This is a genomic window from Agrobacterium tumefaciens, assembly GCF_009649785.1.
Classification (GTDB): Bacteria; Pseudomonadota; Alphaproteobacteria; order Rhizobiales; family Rhizobiaceae; genus Agrobacterium; species Agrobacterium tumefaciens.
In genome coordinates this window covers 341,165-361,391 of sequence record NZ_WJOK01000001.1, presented here as the reverse complement: position 1 = coordinate 361,391, position 20,227 = coordinate 341,165, and the positions used below count along the sequence as shown (strand labels likewise).

18 protein-coding genes are annotated in these 20,227 nt (G+C 59.5%); 6 read left to right on the top strand and 12 right to left on the bottom strand.

The features are described 5' to 3' along the window. Positions 1 to 113: 113 nt before the first annotated feature. The 3 genes from GH784_RS01730 to xylF all read right to left on the bottom strand — a co-directional run bounded on the left by GH784_RS01730 (position 114) and on the right by xylF (position 3,349). Positions 114 to 896 carry an ATP-binding cassette domain-containing protein gene (locus tag GH784_RS01730; protein WP_003511297.1) on the bottom strand — a complete coding sequence of 261 codons (783 nt, stop codon included), beginning with the start codon at positions 894 to 896 and terminating at the stop codon, positions 114 to 116. A gap of 18 nt (positions 897 to 914) precedes the next feature. Further along, entirely contained in the window at positions 915 to 2,228 is a 1,314-nt protein-coding gene (locus GH784_RS01725; RefSeq protein ID WP_065662488.1) for a sugar ABC transporter permease, read from the bottom strand. An 80-nt stretch (positions 2,229 to 2,308) separates the two neighbouring features. After that, positions 2,309 to 3,349 carry a D-xylose ABC transporter substrate-binding protein gene (xylF, locus tag GH784_RS01720; RefSeq protein ID WP_003511300.1) on the bottom strand — a complete coding sequence of 347 codons (1,041 nt, stop codon included), beginning with the start codon at positions 3,347 to 3,349 and terminating at the stop codon, positions 2,309 to 2,311. A 242-nt stretch (positions 3,350 to 3,591) separates the two neighbouring features. Here xylF and GH784_RS01715 point away from each other — a divergent pair, with 242 nt between their 5' ends. Further along, positions 3,592 to 4,824, top strand: a complete 1,233-nt coding sequence (locus GH784_RS01715; RefSeq protein WP_065704405.1) for an ROK family transcriptional regulator — start codon at positions 3,592 to 3,594, stop codon at positions 4,822 to 4,824. A 19-nt stretch (positions 4,825 to 4,843) separates the two neighbouring features. Here the strand turns inward: GH784_RS01715 and GH784_RS01710 are convergent, their stop codons facing one another. The 7 genes from GH784_RS01710 to GH784_RS01680 all read right to left on the bottom strand — a co-directional run bounded on the left by GH784_RS01710 (position 4,844) and on the right by GH784_RS01680 (position 14,352). Next, positions 4,844 to 6,388 (bottom strand): glycerol-3-phosphate dehydrogenase, encoded by a 1,545-nt coding sequence (locus GH784_RS01710; RefSeq protein WP_065704406.1) that lies wholly within the window; start codon positions 6,386 to 6,388, stop codon positions 4,844 to 4,846. Positions 6,389 to 6,577: 189 nt separating this feature from the next. Further along, complete coding sequence (mce, locus tag GH784_RS01705) at positions 6,578 to 6,994, bottom strand: methylmalonyl-CoA epimerase (RefSeq protein WP_003511303.1); 417 nt, start codon at positions 6,992 to 6,994, stop codon at positions 6,578 to 6,580. A gap of 13 nt (positions 6,995 to 7,007) precedes the next feature. Next, positions 7,008 to 9,149, bottom strand: coding sequence for a methylmalonyl-CoA mutase (gene scpA, locus GH784_RS01700; protein WP_065704407.1), 2,142 nt, complete (start codon positions 9,147 to 9,149; stop codon positions 7,008 to 7,010). 118 nt (positions 9,150 to 9,267) lie between these two features. Beyond that, positions 9,268 to 11,271 (bottom strand): acetyl-CoA carboxylase biotin carboxylase subunit, encoded by a 2,004-nt coding sequence (locus GH784_RS01695; RefSeq protein WP_065704409.1) that lies wholly within the window; start codon positions 11,269 to 11,271, stop codon positions 9,268 to 9,270. A gap of 48 nt (positions 11,272 to 11,319) precedes the next feature. Continuing rightward, positions 11,320 to 11,697: a hypothetical protein gene (locus tag GH784_RS01690; RefSeq protein WP_013761770.1), complete on the bottom strand. Its 378-nt coding sequence runs from the start codon at positions 11,695 to 11,697 to the stop codon at positions 11,320 to 11,322. Between the two features lie 125 nt (positions 11,698 to 11,822). Further along, complete coding sequence (gene yghU, locus GH784_RS01685) at positions 11,823 to 12,719, bottom strand: glutathione-dependent disulfide-bond oxidoreductase (RefSeq protein ID WP_003511310.1); 897 nt, start codon at positions 12,717 to 12,719, stop codon at positions 11,823 to 11,825. 100 nt (positions 12,720 to 12,819) lie between these two features. Beyond that, positions 12,820 to 14,352 (bottom strand): acyl-CoA carboxylase subunit beta, encoded by a 1,533-nt coding sequence (locus GH784_RS01680; protein WP_035199610.1) that lies wholly within the window; start codon positions 14,350 to 14,352, stop codon positions 12,820 to 12,822. Positions 14,353 to 14,469: 117 nt separating this feature from the next. On the opposite strand from GH784_RS01680, the gene GH784_RS01675 reads away from it, so the two are divergent. Beyond that, entirely contained in the window at positions 14,470 to 15,888 is a 1,419-nt protein-coding gene (locus GH784_RS01675; protein ID WP_153793183.1) for a helix-turn-helix domain-containing protein, read from the top strand. A gap of 15 nt (positions 15,889 to 15,903) precedes the next feature. Here the strand turns inward: GH784_RS01675 and GH784_RS01670 are convergent, their stop codons facing one another. Beyond that, positions 15,904 to 16,551 carry a DNA-3-methyladenine glycosylase family protein gene (locus GH784_RS01670; RefSeq protein WP_013761773.1) on the bottom strand — a complete coding sequence of 216 codons (648 nt, stop codon included), beginning with the start codon at positions 16,549 to 16,551 and terminating at the stop codon, positions 15,904 to 15,906. Between the two features lie 72 nt (positions 16,552 to 16,623). On the opposite strand from GH784_RS01670, the gene gluQRS reads away from it, so the two are divergent. After that, positions 16,624 to 17,508, top strand: coding sequence for a tRNA glutamyl-Q(34) synthetase GluQRS (gluQRS, locus tag GH784_RS01665; RefSeq protein ID WP_162632826.1), 885 nt, complete (start codon positions 16,624 to 16,626; stop codon positions 17,506 to 17,508). Here gluQRS and GH784_RS01660 read toward each other — a convergent pair. Beyond that, a complete protein-coding gene (locus GH784_RS01660; protein ID WP_013761775.1) occupies positions 17,476 to 18,393 on the bottom strand; it encodes a YihY/virulence factor BrkB family protein in 918 nt (305 codons plus the stop codon). The genes gluQRS and GH784_RS01660 overlap by 33 nt on opposite strands. A 182-nt stretch (positions 18,394 to 18,575) precedes the next feature. Between GH784_RS01660 and GH784_RS01655 the strand changes: the two genes are divergently transcribed. From GH784_RS01655 to GH784_RS01645, 3 genes are read left to right on the top strand one after another with little or no spacing between them, the layout of a single operon-like run. Next, complete coding sequence (locus tag GH784_RS01655) at positions 18,576 to 19,409, top strand: SDR family oxidoreductase (RefSeq protein WP_035199614.1); 834 nt, start codon at positions 18,576 to 18,578, stop codon at positions 19,407 to 19,409. 17 nt (positions 19,410 to 19,426) lie between these two features. Next, entirely contained in the window at positions 19,427 to 19,624 is a 198-nt protein-coding gene (locus GH784_RS01650) for a twin transmembrane helix small protein (protein ID WP_003497428.1), read from the top strand. 1 nt (position 19,625) lies between these two features. Continuing rightward, positions 19,626 to 20,219 (top strand): cob(I)yrinic acid a,c-diamide adenosyltransferase, encoded by a 594-nt coding sequence (locus tag GH784_RS01645; RefSeq protein WP_065704414.1) that lies wholly within the window; start codon positions 19,626 to 19,628, stop codon positions 20,217 to 20,219. Positions 20,220 to 20,227 lie beyond the last annotated feature (8 nt).

Genomic DNA, 20,227 nt, shown 5'->3' with positions numbered 1-20,227 from the left:
GACGCATATATTTTTTAGTCAACTCCAAGAACTTTTGTTCCCAGCATTTGTCGAGGCCCGGTTTTTACCGGGCCTCGATTTGTAGTGGAAGTAAAGACGACAGAATTCTGTCGTCAGGCAACGACCGCGCCCGGACCCGCCACAGCACCCGGCGGCACCTTGCCCAGAATAATCATGCCGAGGACCTCGTCCTTCGTCACATCTTCCGTGCGGGCATGGCCGACCACCTTGCCGTTTTTCATGACGAACACCCGGTCGGCGAGATCGAAGACGTCATGGATATCGTGGCTGATGAGGAAGATGCCGATGCCCTGCCGTTTCAGTTCCTTGACGAGATCGCCGACCTGTGCCGTTTCCTGCGGCCCGAGTGCTGCCGTCGGTTCGTCCATGATGAGGATGCGGGCATCGAACAGAATGGCGCGGGCGATTGCCACGGACTGCCGCTGGCCACCGGAAAGCGCCTTCACCGGCTCCTTGAACCGCCGGAAATTGGGGTTGAGACGCCCCATGACCTCGCGGGCCGAAGCTTCCATGGCGACATCATCCAATGTTCCCCATTTCGTCTTCAGCTCGCGGCCGAGATAAAGATTGGCCGCCGCATCGACATTATCCGCCACCGCCAGCGTCTGGTAGATGGTTTCGATGCCGTATTTCTTGGCGTCGCGGGGATTGCGGATATCCGCATCCTCGCCGTTGATGAGGATGTCGCCCCCATCCCGCCGGTATGCACCGGACAATATCTTGATGAGCGTCGATTTGCCGGCGCCGTTGTGGCCAAGAAGGGCCACAACCTCACCTGGGAAAAGATCGACAGAGGCGTTTTCCACCGCATGGATACCACCGAAGGAAATGGAAATATTGCGCATTTCCACGAGGGGCGTGACTTGTTCCGTCATTGGGGTTCTCCTCGGTTCTTACTTGGCGCGGGCGCGGTAGATGGTGTCGAGCCAGACGGCGACGACCAGAACCACACCGACGACGATGCGCTGAAAGGGCGTATCGATGCCCACAAGCACCATGCCGGATTGCAGCGATTGCATGACGAGCGCGCCGAGCATCGCGCCCGCTATGGTGCCGACGCCGCCGGCGAGCGACGTGCCGCCGATGACCGCCGCCGCGATCGTATAAAGTTCATCCAGTTCACCCTGGGCATTGGTGGCCGCGTTGAGGCGGGCAGTCGAGATTGCCGCAGCGATGGCGCATAGAACGCCCATCAGCGTGAATATCTTGACCGTGACCCAGCGGGTCTTGATGCCGGCGAGTTCCGCCGCCTCCGGGTTGCCGCCGATTGCGAACACATAGCGTCCGAAGCGCAGCCGCGTCGCGATGAAGGTCATGACAGCACCGACGGCAAGCGCCATCAGCACCGGAATGGCAATGCCGTGCGGAATGAACAGACCACCATCCGGCCAGGTAATGCCATTGGCATCGGCATAGTTGCGGGCAATGTTGACCGGCCAGGGATAGCTGTTGACGACAGCTACGAAACCGACGACGACGACGCAGCCAAGTGCCACCAGGAAATATTCCGCCCAGACGGGCCGCAGCGGAAAACCGAAACGGCGACGCTGGTGGCGGGAATTCAGGATTGCCGCGACAATGGCGACGCAGGCGGCAATGGCTGCGATCCAGCTCCATGTCGCGCCGATCGAGCCGCTGGTGCCACCACCCATCAGGCGGAAGGTGGAATCCATCGGCGCCACGGTGCGGCCGCTGGTGACGAACCATGTGCCACCGCGCCAGACCAGCAGACCGCCAAGCGTGACGATGAAGGACGGCACGTTCAGGAAGGCGATGATCGAGCCCTGCAGCATGCCGATCGCTCCGCCGACGAAAATGCCGACCAGAAGCGTGACGATCCATGTCGCCCAATGTTCAAAGCCGAGGAGCTGCGGCAGGATTTCCGCCTGCATGACACCCATGATCATGCCGGAAAAACCGAGGATCGACCCGACCGACAGATCGATGTTGCGGGTAACGATGACAAGCACCATGCCTGTCGCCATCACCGCGACAGAAGCGGTCTGGACGGAGAGGTTCCAGAGGTTTCTCGGCGTCAGGAACAGCCCGCCCGAAAGAATATGGAAACCGATCCAGATCAGAAGAAGCGCGCCGACCATGCCGAGCAGCCGGGTATCAAGCTCCGTGGCACTGATGAAACGCGAAATCGAGCCCGTCTTTTCCGTCTTGGGGGACGCTGTGGAATTGGATTGTGTCATGTCGGCCATGGACTGCCGGTCCTCCTTACATCTGAAAGGCGCCGCGCCACGTATCAGTGGCGCGGCGCCCAAACATCAACCTAGCGGTCTCAGTTGCAGGCCTTGACGGATCCGGCCTTTACACCCTGGCAGGCCGTTTCCTTCTTGATCCAGCCGGCGTCGATGACGACGTTCAGATTGTCCTTGGTAATGGCGATGGGCTTGAGGAAGACTGACTGCATCGTCACTTTTTTCGGACCGCCATCAAAAGCGGCAACGCCCTTGATTTCCGTCATCTTCTTGCCGCCCGCAAGTTCCAGCGCGATGCCGGCAGCTTCCTTGCCGAGTTCGCGGCTATCCTTCCAGACAGATACCGTCTGCGTGCCGAGCGCTACGCGGTTGAGCGCGGCGAAGTCCGCATCCTGACCGGATACAGGAACAGAACCTGCGAGGCCCTGCGCGGCAAGAGCGGCAATTGCGCCACCGGCCGTTCCGTCGTTCGAGGCGACGACCGCATCGACCTTGTTGTTATTCTTGGTCAGGAACTGCTCCATGTTCTTCTGGGCATTTTCCGGCTTCCAGCCATCGGTATAGGCTTCGCCGACATTCTTGATCTTGCCCGCGTCGACAGCGGCCTTCAGAACTTCCTGCTGTCCGGCAAAAAGAAAGTCCGCATTCGGATCGGAAGACGAACCCTTGATGAAGACGTAGTTGCCTTCCGGCTTGACCTTGAAGACTTCGGCGGCCTGAAGGCGACCGACTTCCTTGTTGTCGAAAGTGATGTAGAAGGCGTTCTTGTTTTCGATCAGGCGGTCGTAACCCACCACCGGAATACCTTCAGCGACGGCCTTTTCAACGGCCGGGCCAATCGCGTCGCTGTCCTGCGCAAGAATGATCAACGCATTGGCGCCCTGGGAAATCAGCGATTCCACGTCAGTCAGCTGTTTTGCGGCGGACGACTGCGCATCGGCGGAAATATACTTCGCACCGGCCTTGTCGAGAGCTGCCTTGATTGCCGCCTCATCCGTCTTCCAGCGCTCTTCCTGGAAATTGGACCAGGAAACGCCAACGACGAGATCAGCAGCAATGGCTGCGGTGTGCAGGGAAACGAGTACAGCTGTACCCGCCAAAAGCTTGGCAAACGAATTCATGATGTCCTCCCGGTAAGGGCGAAGCCTGCACCTCCATGCAGGGAAAACGCCCGGAAAAAGCTGTCGGGCTCTGTGATTTCACAATTTTCTCGACAGTCGAGAAAATTAATGTCAGAGATTCCCCATGCTGTCAACAACGGCTGCGGGCAGCATCCGGGTGCCTTGATCTTGCTCGTGGCGTGCGCCATCAGAGGGGATAAGCACGACAGGAAAAAAGCCGTTCAGGGAGCATACCCCAGCCCATGTCCGCCATTGCAAGCACGGAACTGGTGCGCCAGAAAAACAGCCTGTCGGTGATGGCAGCGCTGCGCCTTCATGGCAGCCTATCCCATACGGACATGTCCTCCTTCACCGGGCTTGCCTCCGCCACCGTTTCCGCAATCACCATGGAACTCGAGCGGGCCGGCCTAATCCTGCGCAAAGAGCAGCTAGCCGCCGCCGGGCGCGGGCGGCCGCGCATCCTCTTTGGGCCTGATGGTGCTTTCTGCCACGTCGCCATCGTCATCATTTCGTCCGACAGCGTGCAATATTCGTTGGTCGACTATGCCGGCAAGCTGGTGGACCGCTTCACCGAGCAGAGGATCACGGCTGAAAAAGGGTCGTTCGGCGACTCGATCCTCTCCGGCCTTGCACGGCTTGCGGACCGTTCGCGCATCGACCGGCACGACATTCTCCAGGTGTCGATCAGCAGCAAGGGGCTTGTGGACGCGGCAGCGGCGGTGCTCGTCTGGTCGCCGGTGCTCGGCACCGAAAAGATAGATTTCCAGCAGCTCATTTCTCAGGACGGCCGCATCCGCGTGACGCTGAACAACGAAACGCTGCTGGCCGCAAAAGCCATCTGGATGCAGGAGCAGGCAAAGGACGGCCCGAAACCGGAGGCACTTGTCACCCTATCGCTCGGCCACAGCATTGGCCTCGGCATTGCCCGCGCCGCGGGTGGAGGGATAGAGGTTAGCGCCCCCAATTTCGGACATATGCTGCATCTGGCCGATGGCGCCCTTTGCCGCTGCGGCACCAGAGGCTGTATCGAGGCCTATTCAGGGTTTTATGCAATCCTGCGTTCGGCATTCGAGGCCCCGCCGCAGGCGGAACCGGCAAAATTCGTGCCGATTGCCGAAGTGGACAAGATCGCCGCTTCCGCCCGCGCCGGCGGGCGCATGGCGCGGCTTGCCTTCCGCACAGCCGGGCTTGCACTCGGCAACGGCCTTTCACGTCTGTTCAGCCTGCACGGCCATATGCCGGTCTTCATCACTGGCCCCGGCACACGCTATTTCGATCTTCTGGAAATCGGCCTTCACGATGGCCTTGCGCAATCGCAGTCGGTCCGCTTCGGCGGAATGCCAAAAATCGGCATCGCGCCCAACGAACCGGAACTGGTGTTCGAAGGGCATATGGAACACGCTCTGTCCGCCGCCGACGACTATATATTGAGCGCCGATGGCCCTGAAAGAGCGGCAAGGAACTCGGGGAACTGACGGGACAACTCGTAAAAGCTCAGGCCTGCTCCGTCACGGCTTCGCCCTTTTCCTTGACACCAGTCAGCGTGGAAACGAATTCATCCAGAGCGGCAGCCTCGTCCCTGCTCAACCGCAGGCCCTGTTTAGTGCGCCGCCAGAGAATATCCTCTGCTGCAAAGGCCCATTCGTGTTCCACCAGCCAGCGCACTTCGCATTCGTAAAGTGTGCCGCCGAAATGCCGACCGAGGCCGGAAACATCGGTGGCGACACCGAGCAGTTCCGCAGCCTTCGTGCCGTAGTTTCTGATGAGCCGCTCGGCATGGCGTCCATCAAGGAATGGGTAACGGGAGACAAGCGCCCTCACCTGGGCGTCATATCTCTCCACCCCGAAGTCACCGCCCGGCAGATACGATCCCGCCGTCCAGGGCTTGCCCTTTTCTCCGATGGCTGCGCCGATCTTTTCCAGAGCATGTTCCGCCAGCCGCCGGTAGGTGGTCAGCTTGCCGCCGAAGATATTGAGTAGCGGCGCTTCGCCCTCTGCCTCTTCAACCTTCAGCACATAGTCGCGTGTGGCTTCCTGCGCCTTTGAAGCGCCATCATCGAAAAGCGGGCGCACGCCGGAATAGGTCCAGACGATATCATCCGGCTTCACCGGCTCGCTGAAATATTCGCTGGCGGCATTGCAGAGATAGGAAATCTCTTCCTCAGAGATGCGCACCTTGGCCGGATCGCCCTTATAGTCGCGGTCCGTGGTGCCGATCAGCGTAAAATCTTGCTCATAGGGAATGGCGAAGATGATGCGGTTATCCGGGTTCTGGAAGAAATAGGCGCGCGGATCGGAAAACTTCCTGCGCACGATGATGTGGCTGCCCTGCACGAGACGAACATTGTGCACATCGTTGCGGCCGAACACGCCGGACAGCACGTTATCCACCCACGGGCCAGCGGCATTCACCAGCATGCGCGCTCTGTGCGTGGCTGAACGGCCGGTCTTTTCGTCCAGCGTCTCGATAAGCCACACGCCGCCTTCGCGCCGTGCGGAAACGACCCGCGTGCGGTTCATGATCGTCGCACCGCGATCCGCCGCGTCACGCGCATTCAGAACTACGAAACGGGCATCGTCCACCCAGCCGTCGGAATATTCGAAAGCCTTGGCAAAGACCGGCTTCAGAGGTTTGCCTGCCGGGTCCTGCCGAAGATCGACCGTGCGCGTCGGCGGCAAAAGCTTGCGGCCGCCGAGGTTGTCGTAAAGAAAGAGGCCAAGCCGGACCATCCATGCCGGACGCACGCCGCCTTTCTGGAGCGGCAGGACGAAGCGCATGGGCCAGATGACGTGCGGGGCCATGGACCACAGAATTTCACGCTCCATCAAGGCTTCGCGCACCAGACGAAACTCATAATGTTCGAGATAGCGCAGGCCGCCATGAATGAGCTTGGTGGCTGCCGAAGACGTACCGGAGGCAAAATCGCCCTTTTCCGCAAGCGCCACGGAATAGCCCCTACCCACGGCATCGCGGGCAATGCCGCAACCATTAACGCCACCGCCGATGACAAAAAGATCGAATATGTTTTCGCCGGACATAGGGCCTCCCAAAACAGCGCCGGGGACCATTTTCCCCTACGTTGAAAGATTATCGTCATAAAAACGAAAACAAAACGAATGTCAAAAGAAAACAAACGAAACCCATGTTTTCAGCACAAGCGAACGGCAACTGCTGCCGGTGAATCACGTCGCCAGCGTGTTTCGGGATGTCGGTACGGGGTCTGTGTTTCAGACGTGTGTCGGAGTGACCTGCTCAAGCTCGTAAAGCACGCCGCCCATATCCTTTGGATGCAGGAAGAGAACGGGATTGCCATGCGCGCCGATCTTCGGCTCGCCATCACCTAAAATGCGGATGCCTTTTTGGACGAGATCGTCTCGCACGGCCAGAATATCCGGCACCTCAAAGCACAGATGATGCGTGCCGCCACCCGGATTTCTTTCGAGGAAGGCGGTAATCGGGGAGTTCTCTCCAAGCGGATGAAGAAGTTCGATCTTGGTATTGTCAGCCTGAACGAAAACCACTGTCACGCCGTGTTCGGGCAGGGATTGCGGCTCGGAAACTTGAGCGCCAAGCGCCCTGTATCGCGAAACCGCGGCATTAAGATCGGGCACGGCAAGGGCGACGTGGTTCAATCTTCCGAACATGGCCGTATTCCTCTCACGCGTTGCGCCGGATGCCTTCGAGCAGATCGAGAACCTTGTTGGCCGCATCCATGACATTGGTGCCGGGTCCGAAAATCGCCGAAACGCCGTGGTCCAGCAGGAACTGGTAATCCTGGCGTGGGATGACGCCGCCGACGACGACGATGATGTCCTGGGCACCCTTCTGCTTGAGCGCCTCCACAAGCTGCGGTGCGAGCGTCTTGTGGCCTGCGGCAAGCGACGACATGCCGACCACATGCACCTTGTTCTGAACCGCAAGATCGGCTGCCTCGGCAGGCGTCTGGAACAGCGGCCCGGCCAGCACATCGAAACCGATATCACCAAAGGCCGACGCGATAACCTTCGCGCCGCGATCATGCCCGTCCTGCCCGAGCTTTGCGACCATGATGCGCGGTTTGACGCCGAGCCGTTCTGCCACGCCGGAAAGCCGCGTAGCGAGCGTGGCAAGCTCCGGCTCGTCCTTGTAGGCTTCTCCGTAAATATCCTCCACCACTTCCGGCACGGCAACGTAATCGCCGAAGACGGCACGCAGCGCATCGGAAATCTCGCCGACGGTAGCGCGGGCGCGGGCGGCGACGACTGCCGCCTCGAGAATATTACCCTTGCCGCTGCGGGCAATTTCAGACAACGCCGCCAGCGCCTTCGAGAGGTCCCCGCCGTCGCGGCGACGTTTGGTGTCCTCAAGGCGGCGGATTTGCGCGGCGCGTACGGCGGCGTTGTCGATATCGAGAACGTCGATATCCTCCTCGGTTTCCAGACGGTAGCGGTTGACGCCGACGATGACTTCCTCGCCCTTGTCCACGGCCGCCTGCCGACGCGTGGCCGCCTCCTCGATCAATCGCTTGGGCAGGCCTTCGGCCACCGCTTTGGTCATGCCACCAAGCGCCTCCACCTCCTCAATCAGCGCCCAGGCTTTTTGCGCCAGTTCATCCGTCAGGCTTTCGACGTAGTAGGAACCGGCCAGCGGATCGACGACCTTGGTGACGCCGGTTTCATGCTGGAGAATAAGCTGGGTGTTGCGGGCGATGCGGGCGGAAAATTCTGTCGGGAGGGCAATGGCTTCATCAAAGGAATTGGTGTGCAGCGATTGTGTGCCGCCCAGCACGGCGGACATGGCCTCGAAAGCGGTGCGGACAATGTTATTGTAAGGGTCCTGTTCCTGAAGAGACACACCGGATGTCTGGCAATGGGTGCGCAGCATGAGCGACGACGCCTTTTGCGGCTTGAACTCTTCCATGATGCGCGACCAGAGGAAGCGGGCGGCGCGCAGCTTTGCGGCCTCCATGAAGAAATTCATGCCGATGGCAAAAAAGAACGACAGGCGGCCGGCGAAATCATCGACATTCAGTCCCTTGGCAAGGGCGGCCCGCACATATTCCCGCCCATCCGCCAGCGTGAAGGCAAGCTCCTGCACCAGCGTGGCACCTGCCTCCTGCATGTGATAGCCGGATATCGAAATGGAGTTGAATTTCGGCATCTCCTTCGCCGTATATTCAATGATATCAGCAATGATACGCATCGAAGGCTCGGGCGGGTAGATATAGGTGTTGCGGACCATGAACTCCTTGAGAATGTCGTTCTGGATGGTGCCGGAAAGTGCGGCACGCGAGACACCCTGCTCTTCCCCCGCAACGATGAAATTGGCGAGCACCGGAATGACGGCCCCATTCATGGTCATGGAGACGGAGACCTTTTCGAGCGGTATGCCATCGAACAGGATTTTCATGTCCTCGACGCTGTCGATCGCTACGCCTGCCTTACCGACATCGCCTTCAACGCGCGAGTGGTCGCTGTCATATCCGCGATGAGTGGCAAGATCGAAGGCGACCGAAACACCCTGTTGGCCGGCGGCGAGCGCCTTGCGGTAAAAGGCGTTGGAAGCTTCGGCAGTCGAAAACCCGGCATATTGGCGGATCGTCCATGGCCGCCCGGCATACATGGTGGCGCGCGGGCCGCGCGTGAAGGGTGCAAAGCCCGGCAGGCCATCGAGATGTGAAGCCTTTTTCAGGTCATCGGCCGTGTAAAGCGGTTTGACGTCAATGCCTTCGGGCGTATGCCAGACGAGTGCATCCGGTGAACGCTTCAGCTCCTTTTCGGCAAGCTGCAGCCAATCCCGCACCGTTTTTTCACCCGACATGCATATCTCCCCTTCTGCATTTCATTTTCAGTACTGTGACTGGTGATCGTGACCGAAATCCAGCCTACCCCGTAACCCGCTCCGCCCCTCATCCGTTCCTCAAAAACGGTATCAAGCCCTATTCAAATTCGATGATAACCTCATCCACGGCGAGGCTATCGCCCGGCTTTGCCGACACTTTGGCGACCCGGCCGCGTTTTTCCGCACGCAGGATGTTCTCCATCTTCATTGCCTCCACCGTCGCCAGCGCCTGACCGGCTTCCACCTCGTCCCCCTCGCCAACCGAGATCCCGGTGATGACGCCCGGCATCGGGCAGAGCAACAGTTTCGACGTATCGGGCGGCAGCTTTTCCGGCATCAGCAGCGCCAGTTCCGCCACGCGCGGGCTGCGCACATGGGCGAGAACATCCATGCCGCGCCAGCGCAGACGAACCGCCGCACCGGCAAGATCGACCTTGGCGGCGATCACCTCGCCCGCCACCGTGAACAGGCCAAGGCTGCGGCCGGGAAGCCAGCCGGTAGCGACCGTCAGCGCAGCACCATCCTCAAAACGGATTGCCATGCCTTCAGCACCGGTTTCCACGCTGACGCTTCGACGGGATTGACCAAGCGAAACCACCCAGTCCTGACCGACAATGCGACGATGATTGCCAATGGTACCGGAAATTTCGACCGCACGGTTTTGAAGCCGCTGGTGGATAACGGTGGCGATGGCTGCGAGCTTGCGCGCGGAGGCCTCATCGGGCTCGACCCCGGAAAAGCCCTCCGGAAATTCCTCGGCGATAAAACCCGTCGTCAGACGGCCGGCCCGAAAACGCTCGTGCTGCATGACAGCCGAGAGGAACGGCAGATTGTGGCCGATGCCCTCCACTTCGAAACGATCCAGCGCCTGCCCCATGGCATCGATGGCGGTTTCACGATCCTTTGCCCAGCTACAAAGCTTGGCGATCATCGGATCGTAATACATCGAGATTTCACCGCCTTCGAAGACGCCGGTATCGTTGCGGATCACGGTGCCGTTTTCCTGCTCGCCCTCTTGCGGCGGGCGATACCGTGTCAACCGGCCGATGGAGGGCAAGAAATTACGATACGGGTCTTCAGCATAAAGCCGGCTTTCGATTGCCCAGCCGTTCAACCTTATATCGGTCTGCCCGAAGGACAGCTTTTCGCCTGATGCCACGCGGATCATCTGCTCGACCAGATCAATGCCTGTGACGAGTTCCGTTACCGGATGTTCCACCTGCAGGCGCGTATTCATTTCCAGAAAGTAGAAATTGCGCTCGCCATCAACGATGAATTCCACCGTTCCGGCCGAATGGTAACCAACTGCTCTCGACAGAGCCACGGCCTGCTCGCCCATGGCCTTGCGCGTTGCCTCATCAAGAAAGGGCGATGGCGCTTCCTCAATGACCTTCTGGTTGCGGCGCTGGATCGAGCACTCTCGCTCGCCAAGGTAAAGAATATTGCCGTGTTGATCGCCCAGCACCTGAATTTCGATATGGCGCGGCTGGGTGACGAATTTCTCGATGAAGATGCGGTCGTCCCCAAAGGAAGATTTCGCCTCGTTTTTTGACGACTGGAAACCCTCGCGCGCCTCCGCATCGTTAAAGGCGATGCGCATGCCCTTTCCGCCGCCGCCGGCCGAGGCCTTGATCATCACGGGATAACCGATCTCGGAGGCGATCCTCACCGCCTCATCTGCATCCCCAATCAGCCCCATATGGCCGGGCACGGTGGAAACACCGGCTTCCGCCGCGAGCTTCTTGGAGGTGATCTTGTCGCCCATGGCCTGGATAGCGCCGACCGGCGGGCCGATGAAGATCACACCCGCCTTCTCCAGCGCCTCGGCAAAGGCAGCGTTCTCCGACAGGAAGCCATAGCCGGGATGCACCGCATCAGCCCCGGTCTTCTCGATCGCAGCAAGGATTTTATCGATGACGATATAGGACTGCGACGAGGGCGCCGGACCGATATGAACGGCCTCATCCGCCATCTTTACATGCAAAGCATTGGCATCAGCATCCGAATAGACGGCAACCGTCGCAATGCCCATCTTCTTCGCCGTCTTGATGACCCGGCAGGCGATCTCGCCGCGATTGGCGATGAGGATTTTCTTGATCACGCGGTTATTCTCCCCTCTTCCCCTCACGACAAATGCCGTATGCCGTCCTCAAATCTCGAAAAAGTTCTCGAAGGATTCCGGGAAATTCTGCCGGGCGACGCGCTCGTCGATGACAAGCATCGCCTGGTAGGAAAGCGGATCGAAATTCTTTTCCGCCGGCAAGACCTCGCGGCCGAACAGCAGGCTGAGGCGGGCCGCGTCGAGATTACCACGCTCGAACGGCTCGGGACCAAAATGGTGCCAGAGCGAGTGCAGGAAGGCCGCATCGATGCGGTGTTCCTTGGAATCGTCCCGCGCCCTTCGGGGTATCATCTTGATGGGCGTTACCCCTTTTGGATTGGCGCGGCGGATGGTGAACTGGATGCCCGTGCTCGGCATGCCGGAGGGAAATCCCTTGTGTTTGGTCATTTCGGGCAGGTTCGCCATCTTTTGTCCTTCCAGAAGCATTTCCATTAAAAGCAGGTCCGCTTTTACGTCCGGATATGCGTAAATTCAAATAATTAGAGCGCTTTCATGGTCCTATTAAAACCAGAAGCGCTCTAGTCTTTTCGTTATGCCTTGCCGATTTTGTCCTGCGTCTTCTGCTCGAAGTCGGAGGCATCGTGGCGTTCATGCAATTGTTCGGACGGATCGCCCGAGGTTTTGTTGACGATCACGCCGCGCTTGACCGCAGGGCGTTCGCCAATTTCAAGCGTCCAGCGCATAAGGTTCTTATAACCGGCCGCTTCAAGGAAAGCACCGGCATCGCCATAAGCTTGGCCGAGCGCTATCTTGCCATACCAGGGCCAGACGGCCATGTCGGCAATCGTATATTCCGAGCCCGCCAGATAACGGTTGTCGGCCAGATGACGGTCAAGCACGTCAAGCTGGCGTTTAACCTCCATGGCGTAACGGTCGATAGCATATTTGATCTTGATCGGGGCGTAGGCGTAGAAATGGCCGAAACCGCCGCCGAGGAAGGGGGCGGAACCCATCTGCCAGAACAGCCAGTTCAGCGCCTGCGTGCGGGCATTGCCCTCTTTCGGCAGGAAAGCGCCGAATTTTTCCGCGAGATAGACGAGGATCGAGCCGCTCTCGAAAACCCGGGTCGGCTCGGGCGTCGAATGATCCATCAGCGCCGGGATCTTGGAGTTCGGATTGACGCCGACAAAACCGGAGCCGAACTGGTCGCCTTCGCCGATCTTGATCAGCCAGGCATCATATTCGGCGCCCTTGTGGCCAGCGGCCAGCAATTCTTCCAGCATGATCGAGACCTTCTGGCCATTCGGCGTTGCCAGCGAATAAAGCTGCAACGGATGTTTGCCGACCGGCAATTCCTTGTCATGGGTGGGACCGGCGATCGGGCGATTGATATTGGCGAACTGGCCGCCATTACCCTTGTCCCAGGTCCAGACCTTGGGCACTTCATATCCGGCGGGAAAATTATCTGCGGAGGAGTTCTCGGCCATAAAAATCAGTCCTTGTGCGTTTCGGGAGGGCACCGAAGGTCGGGCGCCTGAACATCATTATAGTAAGGTGGCCAAAGTATTTTTCCAGCCCCAGAGCAGGTCAGAGCGGAATGGTATCGTGCTTTTTCCAGCGGGTTTCGACGTTCTTGCCCCGCAGCGAAGCAAAGGCACGGGCGATGCGGCGGCGCGAGGAATGCGGCATGATGACCTCATCGATGAAACCACGCTCTGCCGCCACGAAGGGATTGGCGAAACGCTCCTCATATTCCCTTGTGCGCGCGGCGATCTTGTCCGGATCGGAAAGCTCCGAGCGATAGAGGATTTCCGCGGCCCCTTTTGCGCCCATGACAGCGATTTCCGCAGTCGGCCAGGCATAGTTCACATCAGCGCCGATATGTTTCGAGGCCATCACGTCATAAGCGCCACCATAGGCCTTGCGGGTAATTAGCGTCACCATCGGAACCGTCGCCTCAGAATAGGCAAACAGCAGTTTCGCGCCGTGCTTGATGACGCCGCCATATTCCTGCGCCGTTCCCGGCAGGAAACCGGGCACATCCACCAGTGTCAGCAGGGGAATGTTGAAGGCATCGCAGAAGCGCACGAAGCGGGCGGCCTTGCGTGAGCTGTCAATATCCAGACACCCGGCCAGCACCATCGGCTGGTTTGCGACGACGCCTACCGTCTGGCCTTCCAGACGCATGAAACCGGTGATGATGTTTCTGGCAAACGCCTCCTGCAACTCGAAGAAATCGCCCTCGTCGGCGAGCGCATGGATCAGTTCCTTCATATCGTATGGCTTGTTGGAACTGTCGGGGATCAGCGTATCGAGGCGCGCTTCCAACCGTGCGGGATCGTCATGAAAAGGCCGGACTGGCGGTTTTTCCCGATTATTCAGCGGCAGGAAATCGAAAAGCAGGCGCACATGCTCAAGTGTCTCGATGTCGTTTTCATAGGCGCCATCGGCAACGGAGGATTTTTTGGTGTGTGTGGAGGCGCCGCCCAGCTCTTCCGCCGTGACGATCTCGTTGGTCACGGTCTTCACCACATCCGGCCCGGTTACGAACATGTAGGAGGTATCGCGCACCATGAAGATGAAGTCGGTCATGGCAGGCGAATAAACGGCACCACCGGCACACGGCCCCATGATGACAGAGATTTGAGGCACGACACCGGAGGCGATGACGTTGCGCTTGAAAACGTCGGCATAACCGCCGAGCGAAGCAACACCTTCCTGAATGCGCGCGCCGCCACTGTCGTTGAGGCCAATCACGGGCGCGCCGTTGCGCACGGCCATATCCATGATCTTGCAGATTTTCTGGGCATGGGTTTCCGACAGCGAACCGCCGAGCACGGTAAAATCCTGGCTGAAAACATAGACCTGCCGGCCGTTGATGGTGCCCCAGCCGGTAACGACGCCATCGCCCGCCACCTTCTGTTCGGCCATGCCGAAATCCACCGCCCGGTGGGTAACGTACATGTCGTACTCTTCGAAGGAACCTTCATCCAGCAACACATCGATGCGCTCGCGCGCCGTCAGCTTGCCCTTGGCATGCTGCGCCTCAATGCGCTTGACGCCGCCGCCGAGCCGCGCTTCGTCGCGGCGCGTCTGCAATTGCTCCAGAATGCTGGGCATGTTTCCTCCATGCGTTTCCTCAAATCAATAGCTTAGAAAACATTCGCCTAGAAGCCTTGATCGTGCGCGTATGCGTGGCATAAATATTTGCAATATTTACTTTTGCAAAGTTGCAACATGGCTATGGAAAAGCTCTTCATCGGCCGCAAGGTCCACGGCCTTCGCGAAAACGCCCGCGCCACGCAGGCACAGTTTGCCGAACGGCTCGGCATTTCGGCCAGTTATCTGAACCAGATCGAAAACAATCAGCGACCCGTTTCCGCCAGCGTTCTGGTGACGCTGGTGGAAAAATTCCAGCTCGACGTGACGGAGCTGGCAACCGGCGAAAACGACCGGCTGGTTTCCGCTGTGCGCGAGGCCCTGAAAGACCCGCTGTTCCTGAATTACGAGCCCGGGCTGCAGGAGCTGAAGCTGATTGCGCAGAACGCACCGGGTTTTGCCCATGCGCTTTTGCGCGCCCACCAGGCCTACCGGCAAAATAGCGAGCAGCTGGTGCAGCTGGATGACAGGCTGGGGCGGGGAACCGCGCAGGTGGAAAGAACACCTTACGAAGAGGTCCGCGATTTCTTCCACTTCGTCGACAATTACGTTGCCGAGATCGATCTTCTGGCGGAAGAACTTGCATACGAACTGGAGATAGAGGGCGGCGAGACCTACGGCATTCTCGCGGCCCATCTACGCAGCCGCTTCGGTGTCCATATCACCAGAACGGAGGCGGCGGGCGGATTGATCCGGCATTTCGATCCGGCCGGCAAAACGCTGGCGCTCAGTTCCTACATGGCAGTACCGACCCGCTGTTTTCAGCTTGCGCTTCAGATCGCCCAGCTTCATGCGGGAGCAACCGTGGACAGAGTGCTGGCCGGCGCCGGTTTCCGTAGCGCCGAAGCCGCGGAAATCTGTCGCATCGGCCTTCACAACTATTTCGCCGCCGCGCTGATCCTGCCATATGGGCAATTTCACCGGGCCGCGCAGGAATTGCGCCACGATCTGGAACTTCTGGCCGTGCGCTTCGGCGCGAGCCTTGAACAGGTGGCCCACAGGCTCAGCACTTTGCAACGCCCTGGTCAGAAAGGCGTACCGATCTTTTTCGCCAAGATCGACCGGGCTGGCAACATCACCAAACGCCACAGCGCCACAAGGCTGCAATTTGCCCGTTTCGGCGCGGCCTGTCCGCTCTGGAACATTCATCAGGCCTTCGAAAGCTCCGACAGGATAGTACGCCAGCTGGCGGAAACACCTGACGGCGTGCGCTATCTTTCCATCGCCACACAGATCGAAAAAGCCGGCGCCGGTTTCAACACGGACAGGCCACGCTATGCCATCGCGCTCGGCTGCGAAATTTCCCATGCGCAGAATTTCGTCTATGCCGATACACTCGATCTCGCCAATGCCGCCTCCTTCAAGCCCATCGGCGTTTCCTGCCGGGTTTGCGAAAGGGTCGACTGCGTGCAGCGCGCCGTACCGCCGCTAAAACGCAAACTACATGTCGATCATCTCTCACGTGGGGCCTTGCCCTACCGGATCGCAGACTTCTAGCGCCGCGCGGCCATATCAGGGTAGCGGCACCATCGCGCGCCGCATGATATTTGCATAGTAGCCCCAGAACAGCCGGGCGGCGACGGAGCGCCAGGGCGTCCAGAGTTCCGCCCGCGCCGCCAACCATTTCGCATCCGGCCGTGCCTCGAGCGAAAGCGCGTGGCCCACCGCAGCCCGCAGCGCCACATCGCCAACCGGAAAAATGTCGGGGTGGCCGCCGCAGAACATCAGATATACTTCCGCCGTCCACGGACCAATGCCGCGAAGCGCCACCAGCTCAGAAAGGGCCACATCCGCTTCCTTGCGACTGACGGCATCAAGATCGATGCGGCCATCCGCAACCGCGTGCGCCAACCCTTCCAGCGTTGTTGCCTTGGCCCGGGAAAGGCCGAATGTGGCGCGCAATTCTTCCGGCACCGCCAGATAGTTTTCCGCCGTCACCGCCCCGCCCGTGCCGGCAAGGATACGGACCCATATGGCGTTGGCGCTGGCGCGCGACACCATCTGCGACACGACGATATGGGCAAGGCCCGCAAAGCCGGGCTCGTGAATACGCAACTCCAACGGACCGGCTTTTTCGATAATAAGGCTAAGAGCCGGATCGAGGCGGGCAAGATGCGCCAGACCTTCGCTGATATCGTCGAGGCCCCTGATGATTTTCATGTCTGCACAGCCCATATTCACGTTGGCCCGGCACCGGGTGGCGAGGCGCTTCAAAACATGGCAGAAGAAACCATGCCTTCGCCCGTCCGTCAAAAACCGGTTTATCGTTTTGCGCCCAGCCCCAATGGCGCCCTGCATCTGGGCCATGCGCTTTCCGCTTTTCTGAACCACGACATGATGCGGGAAAACAGTGGCCATTTTCTGCTGCGCATCGAAGATATCGACCAGACGCGCTGCACTCCGGAGCTGGAGCAGGCGATCTATGATGATCTTGGCTGGCTGGGACTGGAATGGGAAAAGCCGGTGCGGCGGCAATCGGAGCACTTCGATGAGTATCGCACAGCACTCGACAGGCTGGTCGAGGCCGACCTCGCCTATCCCGCCTTCTTAAGCCGGGGTGAGACGAAAGCCGTTGTCAGGGCCTTTGAGGCAGAGGGAAGGCTCTGGCCGCGCGATCCCGACGGCGCGCCGCTTTACCCCGCAATAGATCGGCAAAGGCCGCAGGCGGAACGGGCCGAACTTCTGGCATCAGGCAGGCAACACGCCTGGCGGCTCGACATGGAAAAGGCGGTCCGCACCTTGCACAGCAAGCTGTTCTGGCGCGAGAGCGGCGACGGGCAGACCGGGGAAATCGAAGCTTTGCCGGCGCTGTGGGGCGATGTGGTGCTGTCGCGCTCCGACGCCCCCTCGAGCTATCATCTTTCCGTGGTGTTGGATGACGCGCTGCAAGGCATCACCCATGTGGTGCGCGGCATGGATCTGTTTAACGCAACCGCCATTCACCGGCTGCTGCAACAATTGCTGGACCTGCCGCCACCCGCCTATCACCACCACCGACTGATTTTGGGTGCTGATGGGCGCAAGCTCTCGAAAAGCGAAGGCAGCACCGGCCTTTCAGCGCTTCGGGCGGAAGGAAAAACGCCGTCAGATATCCGCCGGCTTGTCGGGCTCCTCTAGCACCTGCTCGCGGCGCGCACTGTTGCCGGAGATATTGCGGCGGATGATCTGCCGGACCTTGTATTTCATCAGAGCGGCATTCACTTCCGCACCCAGCATGAAGATGACACCCACCATGTAAAGAAACACCAGAACCACCATCACCGAGGCCAGACCGGCGTAGGTGGCGGCATAATTGGCGAAGGTGGAGAGGTAATAGGCAAAGATCGCCGCGCCGATGACCCAGAAGATCATTGTCAGCAGAATGCCGGGCCAGACATCCCAGATGCGGCGTTTGCCGGCCGGAAGCCACAGATGCGCCGCCACCAGCCCGACCGTCAGAACGACGATGGTGCCGTAAAGTCCGAGGCTGGAAACCGTGTTCAGCGCATCCGTCAGCCAGGGAAACCGCTGTTCGGCAAAGGACGTTGCGACCGGCACCGCAACAAGTACGATACTGATGCCGGTAAAGACTACCACTGCGATCAATACATAAAGCAGACTGAGAAGACGGGTGATGTACCACCAGCGCGTTTCCGTGACGCGATAGGCGCGGTTGAGCGAGATTCTGAGCGCCTCGACGCCGTTGGAGGCAAAATATGCGGCCGCCAGCACCGAAATCGTCAGCAGTCCGCCGCGCGGAATGGTCAGGACCTGCTGCACCTGCGCAGCAAGCGGACCTGCGATCGCTTCCGGCCAGGTGTCAAAAATCAGATGCACCGCCGTCTCGGAAAACTGGTCAGCCCCCAGAAAACCGGCCAAAGCCGTGCCGAAAATCAGGAACGGGAACAGCGCCAGCAGGATGGAAAGCGCCATGTGGCTCGCCATCGCCCAGCCGTCATCCTCGGCAAAATGAGAATAGGCATCGAAGGCAACCTTGCCTGCCAGGCGCACTGCGGCAACCATGTCGCCTCCATTCATCGGCATTTCATTTGTAACTTCGCCCCGAATATGGGAAGTCAGCTCTACTTTGTACAGCGCACAAGCCCGCCTTTCGGTTCCCGCAGGCATACAGATTTTGCGCAATACAATTTTCACAGGCCGGACCATCGGGCCAGCGCAACATTCGGCTTTCCGGAGCGGCATAGATGCCTGAAAAACCCGTCATCATAATTACCGGATGTTCCTCGGGCATCGGAGCCCATTGTGCCGGCGCGCTTCACCGCGACGGCTGGAGAGTGTTTGCCACCGTGCGCCGCATCGTCGATATGGCCGCGCTCGAAAATGAGGGCATAGAAACCCTGATCATGGACTATACCAAGCCCGAAACCATCGCGGCTCTCGTGGATACGGTTGCGGCCAGAACCGGAGGCCGCATCGATGCGCTGTTCAACAACGGCGCCTATGGCCAGCCGGGTGCTGTGGAGGATCTGCCGGTGGAAGCACTGCGGCAGCAATTCGAAACCAACGTCTTCGGCTGGCACGATCTGACGCGGCGGGTCATTCCCTTCATGCGCCAGCACGGTTCAGGGCGCATCGTGCATTGCTCCTCCATTCTCGGCCTCGTTCCCTATCGTTATCGTGGTGCCTATACCGCATCGAAATTCGCGATCGAGGGCCTTGGCGTCACGCTGCGCATGGAACTTCAGGGCAGCGGCATCCATGTGAGCCTGATCGAACCGGGGCCGATCACGTCGAAATTCACCACGACGGCGCTTGCCCACGTCAGGGACAAGATCGATCTGGAAAACTCGGCCCATGCTGTGGAATACAAGCGTCAGCTGGCGCGGATGGATGGGTCCGGCCCGGTCAACCGCCACAAGCTTGGCCCCGATGCCGTTTATGCCGTGCTGAAACACGCCCTGACCGCCGCAAAGCCAAAACCGCATTATCCCGTCACCGTTCCCGCCAAACAGGGGCTGTTGCTGAAACGGCTCTTGCCTGCCGGACTGTTCTATCGTCTGCTGCGCAGATTCGATTGAGGAGGAGTACCCCCTAAATGTCCGGCTTCACCACTGTTCTGGCCCTTATCGTTATGGGCCTCGTTGTCATCGTGCTGATACGAGGCCTTTTCAACATGCTGAAGGGCCAAGACGCCAACCGCTCCAACAAGTTGATGCAGCTTCGCCTTCTGTTGCAGGCCATCGCCATCGTGCTCATCATGCTGACCCTTTGGCTCACCGGCGGTGGACGCTGACATGGTGAAGCTGAACAAGATCTACACCCGCACCGGCGACAAGGGCACGACGGCGCTGGTGTCCGGTCCCCGCCGCCTGAAGCACGATCTTCGCGTCGAGGCCTATGGCACGGTGGACGAAACGAATTCGGCGATCGGCGTGGCGCGGCTGCATACCGCCAACACTGATATTGCCAGCATGGAAAAGCTGGATTCCATGCTGTTCCGCATCCAGAACGACATGTTCGACCTCGGCGCGGATCTCGCGACCCCGGAAACCGACGAGCCGCCAGCCTACGAACCGCTGCGCATTATCGAGAGCCAGGTCACGCGGCTGGAAAACGAAATCGACGACCTCAACTCCGCAATTGAGCCGCTGACCTCCTTCGTGCTGCCGGGCGGCAATGCGGCGGCGGCCAATCTGCATCTGGCGCGCACGATCTGCCGACGCGCGGAACGGCTCATGGTGGAACTCTCGGTTGCTGAAAACGAGATCGTCAGCCCGGAAGCGCTGAAATATGTCAACCGCCTGTCCGACTTCCTGTTCGTTGCCGCCCGGTTTGCCAATGACATGGGCAAGGCTGACATATTGTGGGTTCCCGGCAAGAACCGCTAAAGCCTATC

Excerpts from the sequence above, each read along its gene's own strand:
- GH784_RS01730 (WP_003511297.1), bottom strand. The coding sequence starts at position 896 with ATGACGGAACAAGTCACGCCCCTCGTGGAAATGCGCAATATTTCCATT.
- GH784_RS01725 (WP_065662488.1), bottom strand. The coding sequence starts at position 2,228 with ATGGCCGACATGACACAATCCAATTCCACAGCGTCCCCCAAGACGGAA.
- xylF (WP_003511300.1), bottom strand. The coding sequence starts at position 3,349 with ATGAATTCGTTTGCCAAGCTTTTGGCGGGTACAGCTGTACTCGTTTCC.
- GH784_RS01715 (WP_065704405.1), top strand. The coding sequence starts at position 3,592 with ATGTCCGCCATTGCAAGCACGGAACTGGTGCGCCAGAAAAACAGCCTG.
- GH784_RS01710 (WP_065704406.1), bottom strand. The coding sequence starts at position 6,388 with ATGTCCGGCGAAAACATATTCGATCTTTTTGTCATCGGCGGTGGCGTT.
- mce (WP_003511303.1), bottom strand. The coding sequence starts at position 6,994 with ATGTTCGGAAGATTGAACCACGTCGCCCTTGCCGTGCCCGATCTTAAT.
- scpA (WP_065704407.1), bottom strand. The coding sequence starts at position 9,149 with ATGTCGGGTGAAAAAACGGTGCGGGATTGGCTGCAGCTTGCCGAAAAG.
- GH784_RS01690 (WP_013761770.1), bottom strand. The coding sequence starts at position 11,697 with ATGGCGAACCTGCCCGAAATGACCAAACACAAGGGATTTCCCTCCGGC.
- yghU (WP_003511310.1), bottom strand. The coding sequence starts at position 12,719 with ATGGCCGAGAACTCCTCCGCAGATAATTTTCCCGCCGGATATGAAGTG.
- GH784_RS01680 (WP_035199610.1), bottom strand. The coding sequence starts at position 14,352 with ATGCCCAGCATTCTGGAGCAATTGCAGACGCGCCGCGACGAAGCGCGG.
- GH784_RS01675 (WP_153793183.1), top strand. The coding sequence starts at position 14,470 with ATGGCTATGGAAAAGCTCTTCATCGGCCGCAAGGTCCACGGCCTTCGC.
- GH784_RS01670 (WP_013761773.1), bottom strand. The coding sequence starts at position 16,551 with ATGAAAATCATCAGGGGCCTCGACGATATCAGCGAAGGTCTGGCGCAT.
- gluQRS (WP_162632826.1), top strand. The coding sequence starts at position 16,624 with ATGCCTTCGCCCGTCCGTCAAAAACCGGTTTATCGTTTTGCGCCCAGC.
- GH784_RS01660 (WP_013761775.1), bottom strand. The coding sequence starts at position 18,393 with ATGGTTGCCGCAGTGCGCCTGGCAGGCAAGGTTGCCTTCGATGCCTAT.
- GH784_RS01655 (WP_035199614.1), top strand. The coding sequence starts at position 18,576 with ATGCCTGAAAAACCCGTCATCATAATTACCGGATGTTCCTCGGGCATC.
- GH784_RS01650 (WP_003497428.1), top strand. The coding sequence starts at position 19,427 with ATGTCCGGCTTCACCACTGTTCTGGCCCTTATCGTTATGGGCCTCGTT.
- GH784_RS01645 (WP_065704414.1), top strand. The coding sequence starts at position 19,626 with ATGGTGAAGCTGAACAAGATCTACACCCGCACCGGCGACAAGGGCACG.